This window comes from Ulvibacter sp. 2305UL32-6 (genome assembly GCF_058148545.1).
In genome coordinates, this window is the sequence record NZ_JBYVKA010000006.1 from 21,309 (window position 1) to 41,210 (window position 19,902).

At 38.6% G+C, this 19,902-nt stretch carries 18 protein-coding genes, 5 tRNA genes and 1 pseudogene; 3 read left to right on the forward strand and 21 right to left on the reverse strand.

What is annotated here, in order from left to right:
• Positions 1 to 14: 14 nt before the first annotated feature.
• From rplA to ACY2RU_RS16185, 20 genes are all read right to left on the reverse strand, one after another.
• Entirely contained in the window at positions 15 to 707 is a 693-nt protein-coding gene (rplA, locus tag ACY2RU_RS16090; RefSeq protein WP_490139511.1) for a 50S ribosomal protein L1, read from the reverse strand.
• 18 nt (positions 708 to 725) lie between these two features.
• A complete protein-coding gene (gene rplK / locus ACY2RU_RS16095; RefSeq protein ID WP_490139512.1) occupies positions 726 to 1,163 on the reverse strand; it encodes a 50S ribosomal protein L11 in 438 nt (145 codons plus the stop codon).
• A gap of 74 nt (positions 1,164 to 1,237) precedes the next feature.
• Positions 1,238 to 1,792 (reverse strand): transcription termination/antitermination protein NusG, encoded by a 555-nt coding sequence (nusG, locus tag ACY2RU_RS16100; protein ID WP_490139513.1) that lies wholly within the window; start codon positions 1,790 to 1,792, stop codon positions 1,238 to 1,240.
• A gap of 2 nt (positions 1,793 to 1,794) precedes the next feature.
• Positions 1,795 to 1,983 (reverse strand): preprotein translocase subunit SecE, encoded by a 189-nt coding sequence (gene secE / locus ACY2RU_RS16105; protein ID WP_490139592.1) that lies wholly within the window; start codon positions 1,981 to 1,983, stop codon positions 1,795 to 1,797.
• Positions 1,984 to 2,040: 57 nt separating this feature from the next.
• A tRNA-Trp gene (locus tag ACY2RU_RS16110) sits at positions 2,041 to 2,113 on the reverse strand.
• 113 nt (positions 2,114 to 2,226) lie between these two features.
• Positions 2,227 to 3,414: an elongation factor Tu gene (gene tuf / locus ACY2RU_RS16115; protein ID WP_490139514.1), complete on the reverse strand. Its 1,188-nt coding sequence runs from the start codon at positions 3,412 to 3,414 to the stop codon at positions 2,227 to 2,229.
• A gap of 55 nt (positions 3,415 to 3,469) precedes the next feature.
• A tRNA-Thr gene (locus ACY2RU_RS16120) sits at positions 3,470 to 3,541 on the reverse strand.
• A 66-nt stretch (positions 3,542 to 3,607) separates the two neighbouring features.
• Positions 3,608 to 3,680, reverse strand: a tRNA-Gly gene (locus tag ACY2RU_RS16125).
• A 97-nt stretch (positions 3,681 to 3,777) separates the two neighbouring features.
• Positions 3,778 to 3,859: transfer RNA gene (locus tag ACY2RU_RS16130), tRNA-Tyr, on the reverse strand.
• A 59-nt stretch (positions 3,860 to 3,918) separates the two neighbouring features.
• A tRNA-Thr gene (locus tag ACY2RU_RS16135) sits at positions 3,919 to 3,992 on the reverse strand.
• Positions 3,993 to 4,105: 113 nt separating this feature from the next.
• Positions 4,106 to 4,408 (reverse strand): ribosome hibernation-promoting factor, HPF/YfiA family, encoded by a 303-nt coding sequence (gene hpf, locus ACY2RU_RS16140; protein WP_490139515.1) that lies wholly within the window; start codon positions 4,406 to 4,408, stop codon positions 4,106 to 4,108.
• 95 nt (positions 4,409 to 4,503) lie between these two features.
• Positions 4,504 to 5,397 carry a tyrosine-type recombinase/integrase gene (locus ACY2RU_RS16145; protein WP_490139516.1) on the reverse strand — a complete coding sequence of 298 codons (894 nt, stop codon included), beginning with the start codon at positions 5,395 to 5,397 and terminating at the stop codon, positions 4,504 to 4,506.
• A 162-nt stretch (positions 5,398 to 5,559) separates the two neighbouring features.
• Positions 5,560 to 5,754 (reverse strand): 30S ribosomal protein S21, encoded by a 195-nt coding sequence (gene rpsU, locus ACY2RU_RS16150; RefSeq protein ID WP_490139517.1) that lies wholly within the window; start codon positions 5,752 to 5,754, stop codon positions 5,560 to 5,562.
• A gap of 124 nt (positions 5,755 to 5,878) precedes the next feature.
• Positions 5,879 to 7,306, reverse strand: coding sequence for a carboxypeptidase-like regulatory domain-containing protein (locus ACY2RU_RS16155; protein WP_490139518.1), 1,428 nt, complete (start codon positions 7,304 to 7,306; stop codon positions 5,879 to 5,881).
• Between the two features lie 71 nt (positions 7,307 to 7,377).
• Positions 7,378 to 8,541 carry an acyl-CoA dehydrogenase family protein gene (locus tag ACY2RU_RS16160; protein WP_490139519.1) on the reverse strand — a complete coding sequence of 388 codons (1,164 nt, stop codon included), beginning with the start codon at positions 8,539 to 8,541 and terminating at the stop codon, positions 7,378 to 7,380.
• 77 nt (positions 8,542 to 8,618) lie between these two features.
• Complete coding sequence (locus tag ACY2RU_RS16165; RefSeq protein ID WP_490139520.1) at positions 8,619 to 9,494, reverse strand: ComEA family DNA-binding protein; 876 nt, start codon at positions 9,492 to 9,494, stop codon at positions 8,619 to 8,621.
• A gap of 54 nt (positions 9,495 to 9,548) precedes the next feature.
• Positions 9,549 to 11,162, reverse strand: coding sequence for an alanine/glycine:cation symporter family protein (locus tag ACY2RU_RS16170; RefSeq protein ID WP_490139521.1), 1,614 nt, complete (start codon positions 11,160 to 11,162; stop codon positions 9,549 to 9,551).
• A gap of 100 nt (positions 11,163 to 11,262) precedes the next feature.
• Entirely contained in the window at positions 11,263 to 12,273 is a 1,011-nt protein-coding gene (locus ACY2RU_RS16175; RefSeq protein WP_490139522.1) for a potassium channel family protein, read from the reverse strand.
• Positions 12,270 to 12,500, reverse strand: a complete 231-nt coding sequence (locus ACY2RU_RS16180) for a PspC domain-containing protein (RefSeq protein WP_490139523.1) — start codon at positions 12,498 to 12,500, stop codon at positions 12,270 to 12,272. Before ACY2RU_RS16180 ends, ACY2RU_RS16175 begins: the two co-directional genes overlap by 4 nt.
• A gap of 37 nt (positions 12,501 to 12,537) precedes the next feature.
• Positions 12,538 to 13,812 carry a DUF2851 family protein gene (locus ACY2RU_RS16185; RefSeq protein ID WP_490139524.1) on the reverse strand — a complete coding sequence of 425 codons (1,275 nt, stop codon included), beginning with the start codon at positions 13,810 to 13,812 and terminating at the stop codon, positions 12,538 to 12,540.
• Positions 13,813 to 14,024: 212 nt separating this feature from the next.
• On the opposite strand from ACY2RU_RS16185, the gene ACY2RU_RS16190 reads away from it, so the two are divergent.
• Both ACY2RU_RS16190 and ACY2RU_RS16195 read left to right on the forward strand, forming a co-directional pair.
• A complete protein-coding gene (locus ACY2RU_RS16190; RefSeq protein WP_490139525.1) occupies positions 14,025 to 15,278 on the forward strand; it encodes an acyloxyacyl hydrolase in 1,254 nt (417 codons plus the stop codon).
• Positions 15,279 to 15,356: 78 nt separating this feature from the next.
• The gene (locus ACY2RU_RS16195) at positions 15,357 to 17,681 is read left to right on the forward strand and encodes a GH92 family glycosyl hydrolase (RefSeq protein ID WP_490139526.1); all 2,325 of its coding nucleotides are present in this window, start codon (positions 15,357 to 15,359) and stop codon (positions 17,679 to 17,681) included.
• A 40-nt stretch (positions 17,682 to 17,721) separates the two neighbouring features.
• Here ACY2RU_RS16195 and ACY2RU_RS16200 read toward each other — a convergent pair whose 3' ends face one another.
• Complete coding sequence (locus ACY2RU_RS16200) at positions 17,722 to 18,702, reverse strand: PLP-dependent cysteine synthase family protein (RefSeq protein WP_490139527.1); 981 nt, start codon at positions 18,700 to 18,702, stop codon at positions 17,722 to 17,724.
• Positions 18,703 to 19,014: 312 nt separating this feature from the next.
• On the opposite strand from ACY2RU_RS16200, the pseudogene ACY2RU_RS16205 reads away from it, so the two are divergent.
• Positions 19,015 to 19,770, forward strand: a pseudogene (locus ACY2RU_RS16205) (DUF5694 domain-containing protein).
• The last annotated feature ends 132 nt before the right edge of the window (positions 19,771 to 19,902 follow it).

Consider the following 19,902-nt stretch of genomic DNA (forward strand, 5'->3'; position numbering starts at 1 on the left):
ATTTCTAAATTTTACTACTCAGTGAAACGCTTCGTGTCAATCTGCACGCTTGGGCTCATTGTTGAAGACATAAAAATGCTCTTCATATAAACTCCTTTAGCAGCCTGAGGCTTCAACTTCATGAGGGTAGTTAATAATTCTCTTGCGTTTCCAGCAATTTTTTCAGCATCAAAAGACGCTTTTCCAATTGCAGCATGTACGATACCAGTTTTATCAACTTTAAAGTCGATCTTACCAGCTTTAACATCAGAAACAGCTTTAGCAACATCCATTGTTACAGTACCTGTCTTTGGGTTAGGCATTAATCCACGAGGTCCTAAAACACGTCCTAGAGGCCCTAATTTACCCATTACACTCGGCATTGTTACAATTACGTCAACATCTGTCCAACCTCCTTTAATCTTATCGAGGTACTCGTCTAATCCAACGTAATCTGCACCGGCTTCTTTCGCTTCAGCTTCCTTGTCTGGAGTAACTAAAGCCAACACCTTTACATCTTTACCTGTACCGTGAGGTAAGGTAACAACACCTCTAACCATTTGGTTTGCTTTACGTGGATCCACGTTAAGACGAACCGCTAGGTCTACTGAGGGGTCAAAATTTACATTGGAGATTTCTTTTATTAAAGCAGAAGCTTCAGCAACAGTATAGGTTCTATCCTCTACTTTAGCCGTCGTTTCCTTTTGCTTTTTTGTTAATCTTGCCATTTTATAGATTCTTTTTGATTAAAAAGGTGCAGCACCTTTTATTTTCACTCCCATTGATCTTGCAGTACCTGCTACCATTTTCATAGCAGACTCTACGGTAAATGCATTAAGATCGGGCATTTTGTCTTCTGCAATCGCTCTAACTTGATCCCAAGAGATCGTAGCTACCTTTTTGATGTGCGGCTCACCAGACCCTTTTTTGGTCTTAGCAGCTTCTAAGATCTGTACTGCAGCAGGTGGGGTTTTAATAACAAAGTCGAAAGACTTGTCCTTATAAACCGTAATCTGCACAGGCAATACTTTTCCTTGCTTATCTTGAGTTCTAGCATTAAACTGCTTACAGAACTCCATGATGTTCACACCGGCAGCACCTAAAGCGGGTCCAACTGGTGGAGACGGGTTAGCGGCTCCTCCACGAACTTGCAATTTTACTACTTTACTGACTTCTTTTGCCATTCTCTAAATTTTAAAAATTTGATTTTTTCCGAAGTGGAAGCCTAAGAAAAAATCTATTATATAGCGTGTAACAATTATACTTTTTCAACTTGCATATAGCTCAGTTCTAGTGGTGTTTTTCTTCCGAAAATCTTTACCATAACCTCAAGCTTACGCTTTTCTTCATTAATCTTTTCAACCGTACCGTTAAATCCGTTAAACGGCCCGTCAATCACTTTTACAGTCTCTCCAATCACGTAAGGAATATTCACATTATCGTCCTTAATAGACAATTCATCAACCTTACCTAGCATCCTATTCACTTCAGACTGTCTCAACGGCACAGGATCACCGCCTTTAGTTTCACCCAAAAACCCGATAACTCCGTTGATAGACTTAATAATGTGAGGTACTTCGCCAGCCAAACTTGCTTGAATCATAATATATCCCGGAAAGTAAACACGTTCTTTGTTTATTTTCTTTCCGTTGCGAATTTGAATTACCTTTTCAGTAGGAACTAAGACTTGTTCAATATAGTCTTCCAAGTTCAAGCGCGTAATTTCAGATTCGATATACGCTTTGATCTTGTTTTCCTGTCCACTTACTGAACGGACAACGTACCATTTTTTTGTGCTTTTCGTTTCAGTCATGTTTACGACTTGATCCATTTAAAATATTGCTCTATAACTCCGCTAAAAACGGTGTCTACGCCAAATACAGCTAAGGCAAGTATCACAGAAAACACAGCAACAATAACAGTAAGACGTTGCGCCTCACTCCATGGTGTCCATGTTACGTGATTCTTTAGTTCGTTATATGACTCTTTAAGATAATTTACCATGTTACTTGGTGTTAATTGTATTTTCTTCGGAAAAGCCTTTTCAAACTTTTCAACTTGCACGGGTTGAGAGACTCGAACTCACGACACCTGGTTTTGGAGACCAGTGCTCTACCAACTGAGCTAAACCCGTATTTGGTTTACTCGATCATCTCGACAACTATCGAAATAAGCTAAACCCGTTATAAAAGTCAAGGCGTCCCGCATTTAGCGAGACACCTTTCCTTATTATTTTCTGACTAATAATTAGTCTAAAATCTCAGTAACCTGACCTGCACCTACTGTTCTACCACCTTCACGGATAGCAAAACGTAAACCTAGGTTCAATGCGATAGGCTGAATAAGATCAACTGTAATAGTTAAGTTATCACCTGGCATTACCATCTCAACGCCATCAGGAAGATTAATGTTTCCTGTTACGTCAGTTGTACGTACGTAAAACTGTGGACGGTAGTTATTATGGAATGGAGTGTGACGTCCACCTTCTTCTTTTTTCAATACGTAAACCTCAGCTTTAAACTTAGCGTGTGGAGTTACAGATCCTGGCTTAGTAATTACCATACCTCTTGAGATCTGAGATTTTTCAATACCTCTTAATAAGATACCTGCATTATCTCCAGCCTCACCTCTATCAAGGATCTGACGGAACATCTCAATACCAGTAATAGTAGAAGTCAATTTCTGAGCTCCCATACCAATGATCTCTACAGGATCTCCAGTGTTAGCGATACCAGTCTCAATACGACCAGTTGCTACAGTACCACGACCTGTAATAGAGAATACATCTTCGATTGGCATCAAGAAAGGCTTATCAACCTCACGTAATGGCTCTTCGATCCAAGTATCAACAGCTTCCATAAGCTCCAATACAGTATCAACCCATTTCTGCTCACCATTTAAGGCACCCAATGCAGAACCAGCAATTACAGGACCATTATCACCATCATACTCGTAGAAAGAAAGAAGATCTCTTACTTCCATTTCAACTAATTCTAATAATTCTTCATCATCAACCATATCCACTTTATTCATGAATACAACGATACGAGGAATACCTACCTGACGTCCTAAAAGGATGTGCTCACGTGTTTGTGGCATTGGACCATCTGTAGCAGCAACTACCAAGATAGCACCATCCATCTGAGCAGCACCAGTAACCATGTTCTTTACATAATCGGCGTGACCTGGACAGTCAACGTGTGCATAGTGACGGTTAGCTGTTGCGTATTCAACGTGTGAAGAGTTGATAGTAATACCTCTTTCTTTTTCTTCAGGGGCATTATCAATTTGATCAAAAGCAGAAGCTTCTGAATAACCAGCATCTGCCAATACTTTTGTAATTGCAGCAGTCAATGTTGTTTTACCGTGATCTACGTGTCCAATAGTACCTACGTTTAGGTGGGGTTTCGAACGATCATATGTTTCTTTTGCCATCTTGTATTAATTTAATCTTAGTTATATAATAGTGTTTAATCGTAATATGTTTTTGAGCCAATGACGAGAATTGAACTCGTGACCTCTTCCTTACCAAGGAAACGCTCTACCCCTGAGCTACACCGGCGTAAAGTTTTTAATCTTCTCCTTAGCGACAAGGAAAGAGATTCCTGCCTTCACAGGAACATTATAGAGCGGGAGACCAGGTTCGAACTGGCGACATTCAGCTTGGAAGGCTGACGCTCTACCAACTGAGCTACTCCCGCTTTTCATTCTGAATAAAATCAAAATGCAATTCAATATTTCAAATCAAGCTATTTCAAACTTGCAATTTAGAAATCCCTGCCTTTGCAAAGATTTTTGTGGGGAGAGCAGGATTCGAACCTGCGAAGACGTAGTCAGCAGATTTACAGTCTGCCCTCGTTGGCCGCTTGAGTATCTCCCCGAGCTAATTTTGAATCTAAAAAATCAAATTCAAAATTATTGCAATTTCAAAATTTCAAGAGCCGATGGAGGGACTCGAACCCACGACCTGCTGATTACAAATCAGCTGCTCTAGCCAGCTGAGCTACATCGGCTTTTAAGCCTTTTTTACACCTCAAAATGAAACATAAAAAAGTCCGCTATTTCTAACGGACTGCAAATGTATATAAATAATTATCTTTTAAAAAACTTTTTTCAAAAAAAAATGCTACAAATGTGCTCTTTGTTTTTGTTTTCTTTTTTTAAGCTGCCTCTCTAACGATCGGAGACACTCGTCTGTCGCTTCCTCAAATGTTTTTGCATCCTTTTTAACCATTAAATCTCCTCCAGGGATACTCAGTAATATTTCTACATTCTTATTCTGCTTCTCACTCGTCTTTTGAACTTTCAGAAACACGTCAGCAAAAATAATCTTATCGTAAAACTGCTCTAATTTATCTAAACGTCTCTCAATAAAATCAATGAGTTCAGCATCAGCTGCAAAATTAGGGGCTTGCACATTAACTCTCATACGCGTTTCAATTATTAAGTAATGCTATTTTCTTTAAACGAATTATCTTTCTTGAAAGATCGTAATTCAGATAGCTTAAGCATCGCTGGTTAGTATTAATCTTTTTTATTTCGAGGATGTGAGCTTAAATAGACCTGCTTTAATTGCGCAATACTATTATGGGTGTAAACTTGTGTTGAAGCCAAACTCGAATGTCCTAACAATTCTTTCACCGCATTTAAATCAGCACCCTCATTTAAGAGATGTGTTGCAAAAGAGTGACGTAAAATATGCGGACTCTTCTTTACTTTCGCAGATGTCTTACTAAAATATGAATTTATCACGCGGTAAACAAGCGTATCATAAACTTTAACGCCTCTAGCGCTTAACAGAAGATACTCCTTATCCTGAATAAACTGTAAACTATCTCGTTCTGCAAAATAAATTGTTAGTGTTTTAATCACACTAGGAAGCAGTGGAATTATCCTTTCTTTATTTCTTTTCCCCAACACCTTGATCGTTTGTTGTGACCTAGAAACATCTTTTATCTTAAGATTGATCAGTTCGGCTCTACGCATTCCCGTTGAATAAAAAAGCTCAACAATCAATTTATTGCGCACCGCTTCAAATCCTTCTGCGTCCTCCATTAGCCCCAATACCTCAACTATTTCTTTTTCTGAAAAAGGCACTTGTAATTTTTTACTGGTCTTTAAAGCCTTGTGCTTGGCCAATGGGTTCTCTTCAATTTGCTTGGTCTTTAGAAGAAATTTGTAATAGGTCTTTAATGAAGAGATTTTACGATTGACACTTCGATTAGATATATCAGCCTCTACGAGAGAAACTATCCAGCTTCGAATAATACTGTACGGAACGTTCTCAACACTTTTATAGTCATATTCTAGCTCGGCAAAATCGTGAAAGGATTGTAAATCATTACGATATGCCTTTACGGTGTGGTTTGAGTAATTTTTCTCTAACACCAGGTAGTCGATAAACTTAGAGAACGGCATATAGGAACTAACTTTGTGGATTGATGAATACTTAACACATAAAGATACGAAACATGAGGAGAACCTAAGTAATCCATAAATACATCCTTCCGAAGTAAAACAAAAAAATCCGCTATTCAATTAAATGAACAGCGGATCTATATATTTCTAAGGATTTAACTACTAAATTTCTTCAGCGTCTCTAAGTCCTTGAATGTATTCTGCTTTTTGGATCTGTGCTCTACGCACTACCGACGGCTTTGAAAAAGCTTGTCTTTTTCGTAGCTGACGCATTGTCCCTGTACGATCGAACTTACGCTTGAAACGCTTTAATGCTCTATCGATATTTTCTCCGTCTTTAACTGGTATAATTAACATAGTGTCTTAACCTCCTCTCTTTAGGTCGGCAAAATTATGAAATAGTTTTGATTTATCAGGAATCAATCACGATTTTTTTTAAGGAAATATTTATTCCTCTCAAACCTGCTTTCTTTTTGGCCTTTTACTGCTGAAACAAAGACGCTCTCTTACTTAGATCTCTAATAAGCTGCTCCTCTTCTTCGCTCTCCAATAACACATTGTAGTTCTTCCAGAATGCTTCGTTATATGGGCGGATTTTAAAAATATCTTCAGACCATTCCTGCTGCAAAGCATCATTCACCAACTCAGGGTCCTGAATGATTTCCGTAAAGATAATTTCTTGTACGGTATTGTAATAGAAATCGTTTTTATCTTGTGTAGCCTTTCCGTCTTTATCGGTTTGGTCTGATGATCGGTCACCAGCATTCACCAATTTTGGCGTTTCATAATAGATATAATTAGGATACATTTTGTCTTGATACTCCTTATAAGTGATCACAAGCTTATGATTGACTTGTGTTCCGAAGAGACTCTTACTCCGTCTTTTTTGGGCATCAGAAGCCGCCACCAATTCGTATTCAAGTTTTTTAACCGCATAGTTGTCCCAATAGATATACATCCATCCACGCGCTTCATAACCTTCGTTATAAACATTTTTGGTATCGAGACCTACAAAGTCTTTGCTCTTGGTAATTTCAATTTTGTATAATTTTCGGTCGTTATCAACCAAAACAGTATCGAGTCTAAACTGATGCGTATTCAGCATATTCTCTCCTAATAAAGCTTTAGACGCATTTGCATTACGCATCATATTGAGCTTCCCTTTAAATAAGTTCTCTAACCCATTAACTCGGCTATCATTCCATTTTATCGCTTTAATAAGCGAAGCCGTCGCTATGGTATCCCGTCGTAGATTTTTAGAACGCAGCGCCTTATTGTTTGTTCGATTTTTAAGATACGCCGTATATGCAAATAGACTGTCAACATCACGTAAATCATAACTTTTACGATTTTCGTCAACATTGATCTTTAAATTCTTTTTTGCTGCGGAAGCATAACTGGAATCATACAATGTAATTGCGCTCTCAATAAGCCATTTGTATTCTTTCGTATTGCGTTCTTTGTGACGTAAAAATCCTTTTTGCAGATAAGGTTCTTCAGGCATATTTCTTGGTAAACGCTCTAATGCACGTAATACAATATCATTACCTGTCTTGGGTCGCGGATCACCCACCAAGACGATCTCATCGAGGGAGGCAATATCTTCTTCAAGAAAAATATCTGCTGTACCATCAAATTCACCTACAGTTGTTTTAAAACTACGGAAACCTATAGACGAAATAACCAAGGTGTCATTTTTAAACTTCTCAGGAACTAAAAGAACAAACTTTCCATCGGCATTAGTTACTGTACCCACCGTAGTTTTATCTACATAAATACTAGCACTCTCAATGGGACCAAAGGTTGCAAAATCAACCACTTTTCCTTTTAGTTCGGTTTGACCAAAGGCGTTGAAACTAAATAAAATAACTACTAGTCTGAGCAGGGATTTAAAAAATTGATATTTCATACGAATTATATAATGATTACACCATAATCGATGCAAATACAAGACCAAAAATTAATCTCAGTATTAAACCGTTAGGTGGCAGGCTTATATTCAATTTGGTCAATAGTCATTTTCGCAATTATTTCACGAAGTATCTCTGAAGTTCCTCCACCAATAGGTCCTAATCTGCTATCGCGAAAAAGACGCGCCAACGGATAGTCTTCCATATAACCATAACCTCCTAAAAGCTGTAAACACTCATAAGCCACCTCATCGGCAACTTTAGTAGCTATTAGCTTAGACATGGTCGCCTCTTTAACCACATATTCACCATCATTTAAGCGCTTAGCTGTAACATAATTAAAGGTTTTTACAACCTCCACTTCACTACTTAACTGTGCTACTTTATGTCGTAAGGCCTGAAACTTCGAAATTGACTTTCCAAAGGCCATACGGTCTTTCATATATTGTATTGTATATTCTAATGCAAACTCGCTTCGCGCATGTGCATTTACACCCATAATTAGTCGCTCTAGAGCAAAGTGCTGCATAATATAAGGAAACCCTTTGTTTTCTTCACCCATAAGATTGGCAGCTGGAATAACAACGTTATCAAAAGCAATCTCACCAGTATCACTAGCTCGCCAACCCAATTTATCGAGTTTGGTTGCCGAAATACCAGGCATATCGCGATCTAAGACAAAAATACTAATACCTTTATTCCCAAGTTCGGGCGCTGTTTTTGCAGCAACCACCAAGTAATCACTATAAACACCATTAGTTATAAAGGTTTTTGAGCCGTTGATCACATAGGTATCTCCTTTTTTTACGGCGGTAGTACGCATTCCTCCAACATCACTTCCACCAAAAGGTTCGGTAATACAAAGGCATCCAATTTTTTCACCGGTAATACTTGGAGCTAGATACTTTTCTCGTTGTTCGTGATTTCCTTCTTTATTGATATGCGTCATAGCCAGATACGCATGCGCCCACATAGCCGCTGCAAATCCGCCGGAGTTCAATTTTTGGAGCTCCTCTAAAAAGATCACTGTATAAAACAGATCCAGATTCATACCACCATATTGCTCTGGGTAGTTAATGCCAAAGTATCCCATTTCTCCAAATTTTTCCCAAATAAAACGCTCTATATGGCCTGTTTCTTCCCACTTATTTATATGGGGAGCAACTTCTTTTTGTAAGAAATCACTAAAACTCTTTCTAAAAAAATCATGCTCTTCTGTAAAATACATACTCATAAAATCTGGAATATAATGGTTTGTTTTGATTCTGAAAAAAAGTGCAGCTAGCGAGAATTCAAGCTATTAAAACCGCACTATTCAGTGGTCAAATATACGCTAATTAGCTGTAATTTGGTAGCGCTGAGGGCTTCTATTTTATTCAAGTCTGAAAGGGATTCGATCTGCTCGCGAAGCACTCTAAACTCCCAAATTGATTTTGCCAACTCAAAAGAGACCCCTGGAATGGTGGCTATATCTGAGGCAGAAGCGGTATTTATATTTATTTTCTGAATTTCCTTTGGCGTTTTTACTGTAAATTGTTTTAACAACCTATCTACAACCGATGCATTAAGCCCCCAAACACCGTACAATTGCACGTCATTTGTAAAACCTCCAAGCTTTTCACGGTATGCCACAATTCGCTTACTAAAAGCTTCGCCAATACCATAGACTGCTCGTAGTTGTTCTTCGGAAGCGGTATTAAGATCTATTTTTTCTGAAAAGCTTTTTTCTGAATCAAAAGTAGCATACTGCTTCTTTTTTGGTTTCGGGTTTGTGACCCAATCTGGAAATTTGAACCACGGACTTAAGTCAGCTAGTAGCGAATCTGAAACACCCGTGACCCGTTTAAAGTCGGTTGCCGAATTGATCCATTTTCCGTCATCCCGAAAATTCTTTAAACGATCGTAGGCTTCGGGAGACATTCCGAGCGCATAAGCTTTATAATCGGTTATGAAATTTGGATTAAAAGGATACCGTTTCGGTTTGCGGCGTTCTAGTTCCGAAGCCCGCGACGAATCTAATTGGTTTTGCAGTAATACGACTTCCGCAGAAGAAATATCAAAGCGTTCCGTTTCCGAAGGCTCCACAAAGAAATAGAGACTCAGTAGCGTTGTGATTATGATCAACAAAGATAAAATCCCAAATCGTTGTTGCGCATTGAACAGGAGTTGGGATTTTATAAAATGCATAACTTTAGGCTTTAGCCGGGGAGTTAAGCACTTTTAAATATATAAAAAATTATTCTATTTTTCGTCTTTAAGGGCTTTAATTGCACTCAAGTATTTATTGAGCTCATCACGCACTTTCGGCGCTAAGATTACCAGACCGATCATGTTGGGAACCATCATAGCAAAGATCATGGCATCAGAGAAGCCGATCACCGATCCGAGACTTGCCGCAGCACCAATTACCACGAAAATACAGAATAGGATCTTATAAGTATACTCCATCTTCTTTGTTCTTCCGAAGAGATATGCCCAACCTTGAAAACCGTAATAAGACCATGAGATCATAGTACTAAAAGCAAATAGGATCACTGCTATAGTTAACACATAAGGGAACCAAGAAATAACAGATTCAAATGCTCCAGAAGTCAATAAGATAGCCTGTGCATCATTTAAACTAGCATTTTCTGCCGTAACATTTCCTGTGATAATTAACACAAGAGCTGTCATTGTACAAACGATCACCGTATCGATAAAAGGCTCTAGCAAAGCAACCATACCTTCGGAAGCCGCATATTTTGTTTTTACCGCTGAGTGCGCAATCGATGCTGAACCAACACCCGCCTCATTTGAAAAAGCTGCACGTCTAAATCCTTGAACCAATACACCAACAGCACCACCGGCAACACCCATCGGACTAAAAGCTCCATTGATAATTTGCATAAACGCATCACCGATCATATCGTACTTAGCGATTAAAACAAACAAAGACGCTCCAACATAGATCACTACCATAAAAGGAACGATCTTGTCGGTCACTTTCGCAATCTTTTTAATCCCACCAATAATTACAATACCAACAAAGACAGCCATGACTATACCAAATAACCATCCTTTTTCGTGTAAGAAAGAATTTTCTCCACCTGTGATATTTTCAACGAGTTGAAAAGCTTGATTCACTTGAAACATGTTTCCACCACCAAATGACCCACCAATTACGAATATGGCAAATAGCGCAGCTAAAACTTTACCAAGCCCGCCCATACCTTTTGATTTCAATCCTTTGGTCAAATAATACATCGGACCACCATACACGGTGCCATCTGCGGCGATGTCACGATATTTTACCCCTAAGGTACATTCTACAAATTTTGATGCCATTCCTATTAGTCCGGCAACGATCATCCAAAATGTTGCTCCTGCACCACCAATAGAGACTGCAATAGCAACACCAGCTATGTTTCCAAGCCCTACCGTTGCCGATAAAGCCGCTGTTAACGCTTGAAAGTGTGAAACTTCTCCTTCATGACCTTCCACACGTATTGTGTCTGGATTATCACCCTCTCCGGTTTTGTGAACACCTTCTGAAACTTCGATCGCATGATGACCTTTCCCTTCTACATCATCATATTTACCTCGAACAATATTGAGTGATTTCCCAAAGGCCGTAAAATTGATAAATTTGAAATAAAACGTAAAATAGAGCGCTCCTAATATTAACGGAAATAAAACCCAATAGACACTTACCTCGTCTGTAAATGGGATCTGATAAAAAATAAAGCTCACAAACCACCCCGTTGCATTTCCAAACGCCTTGTCGATTTGTTCGTCGAGACCCATTTCGGTCGCTGTTTGCGCGAAGGTTAATAATGGTGTTAGTACTGCAAGTACGGAAAGAAGAAATTTCTTCATGGATAGGTTTTTTAGTGAAACTTTTGTTTTTTCAGCTAAGCAAGATGCTAAAAAAAAAGACCGAATTCAAATTTTTGCTCGGGAATTTATTAAACAACGACTATACGTCATAAACTTCTTTAAGCCGCTCTATTTGATTAGGCCGACCAATAAGAATAAGCTTTGATTCTTTTTGAAGGATCAAAGAAGGTTCAGGATTAACGATGTATTCTCCTTGGGGAGATTTGTAACCAATTATAGAACAGCCTGTTTTCTTCCGAACATCAAGGTCTTTGATGGCTCGAGGTTCCCCTGAAGTACAGATCTTATCAAATGGAATTTGCTCCACATTCATACTGTCTTCCTCGCCAGAAACAGATAAATTGTCTAAAAATTCTACAAGATCGGGAACGACAACTAAAGACGCCATATGATCTCCACCAATCTTATCTGGCATAATTACGTGGTCTGCGCCTGCTAATTTTAACTTTGAATAACTTGTTTCTTCGGTGGCCCGACTAATAATTTTAAGGTCTTTGTTCATTTGTCTTGCAGAAAGAACAATGAATAAATTATCAGCATCGCTTGGCAAAGCGCAAATAAGGGTGCTTGCTTTATGTATTCCCGCTTGTTCTAAATATTCGTCTTCAATAGCATTTCCGTGCACAAAAAGAATACCTTCTTCAGCAAAACGCTCTACTACTTCGTCGCTATGTTCTACAACAACATATGGCTTGTGGTATGCCTTTAGTTTTTGAACCGCCTGTTTTCCGTTTCTTCCGAAGCCACAAACGATCACGTGGTCTTGCAAGGATTTGATTGTATTTTCCACTTTTTTCTGTCTTAAATTTCCAATATTATTCTTGCTTAAAATATATTCTGAAATTACCTTAATAGCATAACCCGCAATAAAAACGCTTGTTAGTATTAGAATCGAGGTAAAGATCTTCTCCGCTGGGTTCATGGGGTGAATAGCTCCAAACCCAACCGTAGATACCGTAATGACCGTCATATAAACAGCATCAACCAAAGTATAGTCAAAGAATAAGGCATATCCTATAACCCCCGCTAAAAAAACCAATAGCAATAGTAGTAAGGCACCCGCGATCTTTGATTGTAATAGCCTGATCATAAGTCAAATACCGACGTTCGTTTAGTGTACACCAGATCCTTTAGCTTTAACCAAAAGGCCAGAGTCAAATAAATAGCAAACCACAGCCCTAAAGTTGCGAATGAAACATAGATAAAGAACAAACGCACACTTTTAGCGCGCATCCCGAGCCGATCTGCCAGCCGGGAGCTTACGTAAAAACCACGCTTTTCTAAATAATGCCGTATTTTATAAACTACTTGTAGCACGCGTCTAAATTACACTTTTTAGTTGGAAATTTTAGTTTCAAGTTCTGTTTAAGACGGTATTTCCTATCATACATTGTAAGCACTTTTGTTTATTACAGTATTGATTCTTTAATTGTAGCAACCCCTGCGAATCCATAGCATTTTGAGCCGTAGGTTGTAAGGTGTCGAATTTTGAGATCACATTATTCCTTTCTTTAGGAATCGACGAAGCTAGTTCTATTAGTGATTCGGAAATTTTTATACCCCGATATTTTGCATAGCAGAATTTAATAGGGATCACAGTATTGACCAATAATAAATCTATAAAGGTTGGAGTGATGGTCTTCTTTCTATTTGCCGATATTACTCCAAAATTATAATGCGTATCCCAATATGTACTCGCTGAAGCTTTAAATAGCTCATGCAGCTCTTCCCTACTTTCGGCCTTGATCATTTTAGAGAATAAATGTGTATGCCCTGTCCATACCGCCGCAAATTGCGAGAGTCTGATCGTTGGGAAATTTGGCGGACGCAATCTAAAATATTTCGGTGCGATCACGCCTGTCTGGGTTAAGTGATGCTTTCGTTTTAAATAAGCGTAATCTTCCTTTAACTGTACATAGTAATGATCATGGTTTACGCCATCCAAAAAACCTGCTTGTCCGAAAAGAATACATTCTAATTCCTTTACCTGTTGAGAATACTTTGAGATTACTCTAAAATCGACACTTTCAGCAATACTTTTAAATGCCTCCACGTTCACTTTGAGTCCGAAGTTAGCTCCCAAAGTCACAAAAAACAATGCCTCCCAATGATTATTTAGAATCTCTAAACGTTCTAATATTTGCTTGCTCCTTTCTTCCAAGCGCTCAAAAAAGAGCCGGCCAAGCCAGTGCTTTAATAGAAAGGGATCCACCAAAGGATAATAAGACTCACAAGGAATCCATTGAATTGGATTTGCAAATAGCTTTCGGTAAGAACGGGTTAGTGCAGGAAACACTCGATCTTTAAGCTCTAACGTGGGGATTTGTTCCTCGTTTTTTCGAAATATTGGAATATCGTACTCCCAAACTACATGGAGTATCACCGAGTCGTAGGCTGGGTCTACTTCGTGATGATGCGCATACCAATGGGATGACTTTATATGAATTTCTACATTTCCAGCCCAATGCTGTTTATTGATTCTAAGTTGTGCGTTAAAAAAGTCCGGCCCCGAATTAACGTTTTGTTGTCCCGCAGAAACCACCTCAACCACTTCCCCTGCTATCGTTTTTAAATGCTGTGTGTCAAGTTTTTGAAACTTCCACACATAATGCAGAAAATCTTCTTTCATCACTTTTTTCTTAGCGAGGGAGCTATGCAAAAAGAGTACTAAAGGTATTAAAAAGAACACAAGTTTCAAATTATCCCATTCAAAAAGACCCTACACGGCCTTATTGATTTTAATAGAATCAAAAAAAAAGCGTTCTTTGAGGTTTTCAATTAGAATCGCGCTATCCTTTGCCCAAAAAATTAACATACATATTCCTCTTCGTTATTAGCAGTATGTTCGCGCAGCAGCCCGATGATGTCGCTCCGTTTTCTCGCTTTATTCGTACTGAATATCTCTACGGAAATCCAATTCCACCCACAGAGTTTTTCCCTGAAACCCAACCCGGTAAGGCATATTTTCTCCATTTGGGTAGGTTTTACGACACAAACGATCCAGAATGGGCTTATCGCACAGGTTTTACTAGAACAGGTATAAGCTTGGGTTTTACAGATTTCGGAAATCCTGAAAAAGTTGGGTTTGCATATACCCTGATGCCTTTTATGGAATTTAATCTCTTCGGAACAAAGAGGTTAAAAGCACACGCTGGAATTGGTGGATCCTATTTTACGGAAAAATATGAACCCCTCAAGAACCCCCATAATGACGCCATATCAACGCAGTATACCTGGTCATTTCGCTTATTCTTACAAGCTTCAGTATTGCGAAGCGAAGGTTTTGAATGGGCAATAGGTGCTGGATATTTTCATCATTCAAACGGACATACAAAATTGCCCAATTTAGGACTCAACTCTTTACTTGCAAGCACTACCCTTCAATTCAACTATCGAAAAAATGAGCCCGCAGCTGTATTGCTCGCAGGTGATCCCGCTCCTGAAAAGAAAACATATAAACGTACCGTTGAAAATTATTTCTCTTTTCGACAAGGATTCGGGCTCAATGCTTTATCAGAAGAATTTAACGGCAAAAAATTGATCTCGACCACACATATTAACTTCGGAAAGATCTACAACCGAACGTATAAATTTGGTGTGGGATTCTTTTATCGAAATTACGATCACTATTACGACTATATTGTTAACAACGAAGCGCTAATTCGTGAGTTGTATCCATATTTTTTAGAAAATCCGAAGGCTTACGCTAAAAACTACGGAGTTTCTTTCCATGCTGAAATTCTAATGAATCATATAGGCATAGAATGTAACGTCGGTTTCAACATATACAAACCATTTTATAAGATTGATAAAATGGTAAGTAGCTCGTATACCTATTATATTGAAACACCCGAAGGCTTTGTGCCTATTTTTGAATATGGTAAACTAGATGGTGAATATGAATTGAAACGAAGTATCGCAACGCGACTCGGACTTAAATACTATCTCTTACCAACCAAAGAAATGCCTAAATACAATATGTTCTTTGCGTCGACCATCAACGCGAACGCCGGACAAGCAGATTTTAGTGAATTTAGTGTTGGTTTTGTTTACAATTATAATTTTAAGGAAAGACCTGATCCTGAAATTGAATGATGTATAAAATGCGAATGATTATGGTTAATGGAAACTGTATATTAGCTAGATTAAACTTCCTTTATTTAAACTCAATTCATGAAAAGCTTTAAATATATCCCTATTGGTTTACTTTTTTTTAATTCATGTATAAGTGAGCAATCTTCCGAAGAACACATAGCACAAACCCCTACTAAGGATTACACCCAGTATGTAAATCCGTTTATTGGTACAAGTAAAATGGGTCATGTCTTTCCGGGTGCCACGGCACCTTTTGGTATGGTTCAACTAAGTCCGCAAACCAATTTTGAGGTAATGTTTGATCCTGACGGAACTTACAATAGTGAAACCTATGCATACTGTGCAGGATATCAGCATAAGGATTCTACCATAATTGGCTTTGCTCACACTAATTTTAGCGGTACTGGGCATTCAGATCTGGGCGATTTTTTAGTAATGCCAACAACTGGCAATTTGAAACTTGAACCTTTAGAAACAAAAGATGGGGAGAAAGGTTTTTACTCTTCGTTCTCTCACGATACTGAAGAAGCCTCTCCAGGCTATTACAAGGTAGATCTAGATAGTTATACTATAAAGGCAGAATTAACTGCGAGCGAACGTGTTGGTTTTCATCAATATACTTTTCCAGAATCAAGCGAAGCTCACATCATTCTAGATATGGTTTACAATGTCTATCATCACGAAAATAAAAACGTTTGGACATTTATTCGGGTGGAAAATGATTCACTGATAACAGGATATAGACAAACAAAGGGTTGGGCTAGAACAAAAAAGGTGTTTTTCGCTATGCAGTTTTCAAAACCATTCAAAAGTTATGGACATAAGAAGTATGACGAAGTAATTTACGATGGATTTTACAGACGTTTTGATCAGGAAAAGAACTTCCCTGAAATGGCCGGAAAAGATATAAGAGCCTATTTCAACTTTGATACCAAAAGCGATGAACAAATCAAAATTAAATTTGCACTATCTCCCGTAAGCACAGCTGGTGCGCTTAATAATTTAAATGTAGAAGTTCCGCATTGGGACTTTGACCAAGTAAAAAATGAAACAAAGGCTAAGTGGAATAAAGAACTCGCTAAAATAGAGATCACACCGCTTTCCCAGGAGGATCAAATCAACTTCTATACAGCTATGTATCACACAAACTTGTCCCCCATTCTATATGAAGATGTTGACGGACAATATCGAGGTTTAGATCAAAACATACATCAGTCTGAAGGTTTCACCAACTATAGTATCTTTTCCCTCTGGGATACTTATCGAGCCTTACATCCTTTATTTAATATCACACAGCCACAACGCAACAATGACATGATCAAATCGATGCTTGCACATCATGATGAAAGTGTACACAACATGCTCCCTATTTGGTCGCATTATGCAAATGAAAATTGGTGTATGATAGGGTATCACGCCACATCGGTTATAGCAGATGCGATGGCCAAAGACGTTGGTGATTTTGACCGAAGCCGAGCGCTCGATGCCTCAGTGAACACTGCAAACGTGCGATACTTTGATGGTATCGGCGATTATATAGATTACAAATATGTACCAGATGATAAAAGTCATTCTTCGGTTTCTAAAACCCTAGAATATGCCTATAACGATTGGTGTATTTCACAAATTGCTAAGGAAGTCGGAAATTCTTCGGAAGAGGCAACTTTTACAGAACGCGCTGGATATTATAAGAATGTATATGATGAAAAAATTGGCTATATGCGTCCAAAACTAGCTAATGGTACTTTTAGAAAAGATTTTGACCCCATGGACACTCATGGCCAAGGTTTTATTGAAGGAAACGCATGGAATTACGGACTCTACGTGCCTCACGATATTGAACAAATGGTGAGCATGATGGGCGGCAAAGAGCGCTTTTCGCAACATTTAGATTCTCTTTTTACTATGGAAATAGATGAAAAATTTATCGCAAAGCATGAAGATATTACCCGTGATGGTATCATTGGAAATTATGTCCACGGAAATGAGCCCGGACATCATATCCCCTATTTATACAATTGGACGGGGCATCCTGAAAAAACACAAGAACGCGTTCGAATGATCATGGAGACCATGTATGCTCCAACCGTAGAGGGCCTCTGCGGAAATGATGATGCCGGCCAAATGAGTGCTTGGTACGTTTTTAGTAGTCTCGGGTTTTATCCGGTAACACCAGGATCAACAGACTATGCGCTTGGCAGTCCATTGGTAAAAGAGGCGATTTTACATCTTGAAAATGGCAAAACGCTCACCATTAAGGCAAATAATCAAAGCAAAGAAAATGTATATGTCAAAAGTGTTACCGTTAATGGCGGATTACTAGAGGGTAACCTATTATCTCATAAGGACATTATGGGTGGCGGCGAAATCGTATTTGAAATGTCTAGTGTATATATAAAATAGTTAACCCCTAAATACATATAGGCTTAGAACCTAAAGCTTATTAATCAATATAACCCATCTTTCGCATCCAGTCATCGTTGTACATTTTACCAACATATCTGCTTCCATGATCATGAAAAAGTACTACAACCACATCATCTTTGGTAAAATGTTCCTTTAGCTGAATAAGTCCCTTCATTGCTGCACCGGCTGAATTCCCTAAGAACATCCCTTCGGTTTTGGAAAGCTTTTGTGTCCAAACCGCCGCATCTTTGTCGGTTACCTTAGTAAAACCATCAATAACGCTGAAATCTACATTCTTTGGAAGAATATCTTCGCCGATACCTTCAGTAACATAAGGATAGATCTCCTTTTCGTCAAAGATACCTGTCTCATGATATTTCTTAAAAACACTTCCGTAGGTATCGATTCCCCAGATCTTAATATTTGGGTTTTGCTCTTTTAAATATTTCCCTACGCCACTTATGGTTCCGCCAGTACCCACACCTGCTACAAAATGCGTCACTTTGCCATCGGTTTGTTTCCAGATCTCTGGTCCGGTACTTTCGTAGTGCGCTTTGGCGTTACTTGGGTTATCATACTGATTAACATACCAGCTATTTGGCGTTTCTTCAGCAAGTCGTTTTGAGGTAGAATAATACGAGCGAGGGTCTGTGGGTTCAACATCTGTTGGACAAACCACTACTTCACTGCCAACGGCACGTAAGATGTCCATTTTTTCTTTGGATTGTTTGTCGCTGATCACGCAGATCATTTTATAGCCTTTTATGATCGCAGCTAGGGCTAGACCCATGCCAGTATTGCCTGAGGTACCTTCAATAATGGTCCCACCTGGTTTTAATTTACCTTCGGCTTCTGCATCTTCGATCATCTTAACCGCCATTCGGTCTTTTGCCGAGTTGCCTGGGTTAAACGTTTCGTATTTAGCAAGCACCAATGCTGGAATTTCTTCAGCCAGTTTGTTGATCTTTACTAGTGGTGTATTGCCAATAGTTCCTAATATATTTTCTGCGTATTCCATCTATTCTTTTCGTGTTTCTGAAAGTTCAAAACCATTTTACTTTCGGGCTGCAAAGGTATGAATTTTAGTCGGTAGAAAGCACTTAGCAACAACATTCACATAACTGTAACATTTGAAACGCAGCCATGTCTATACTGTAACACCATAAAAACTAACCTAATGAAAAACTATTTTGCTTCTATACTATTCTTGTTCCTCTTAATTTCATGTAATCAACAAAATATAAAACCCGAATTAACATCCCCAACACCAACGGCGATAAACACTTTTGAATACGCAGATGAATTTATAGGAGATAAAAAAGCCAAGGCAATGATACTCGGTGTTTTTCATTTTTCAAGTCCGAATCTAGACGCCTACAAAGAAAAATTCAACATCGATATCTTTTCAAAAGAAAAGCAGAACGAACTAGATCACCTTATATCAGACTTGGCTAAATTTAAACCTACTAAGATTTTAGTAGAGCGCAATCGGAATACAATGGACAGTACCATAAACGATAAATTTCAAAAGTATTTAAAAGGGGAATTTAATATCGATGATAAGAGCAACGAGGTCTATCAAATTGGTTTTCGACTTGCAAAAAAATTAGGACATCAAAGAATATATGCATCTGACGCTACTTCCGATTGGTTTGGAGCCGATTTAGACTAGGAAAATTATAATGAGGATGACTATATGAAATCCAGAGATCAATACGATAAAGCAACAAGATATGATTATAATGCGCTTTGGGCCATCGAAGATTCATTAAAGACTGTGCAAACCTTGACGGAACACTTTCGTTTCCTGAACAATCCAAAGAGCACATTAAAATCTCATCAGCAATATTTAACGAATAATGCTCTAACGGGAGCAGGAGATCTATATCTTGGTGCGGATGGAGTAGCACGATGGTACCGAAGAAATTTAAGGATTTTTTCTAATGCTTATGACATTACTGACTTTTCAAGTGAAGACCGCATACTTTTAATTTACGGCCAAGGCCACGTTTGGCAATTGAGACAATTTTTTACCGATTCTCCAGACTACGATTATATAGAAGTAAATGACGTTCTAACCGAATAGAAACGACTGTCATTGCCAATTTTTATGCTAGGTTGTATTGAGTGTACTGAGCCCGCGTTAGGGATTGAGGCGAGCATCCCCCGCCCAAGGAACGAGCGGCGGGGATAAAGCCGAAAGCACGACCGCGCCGAT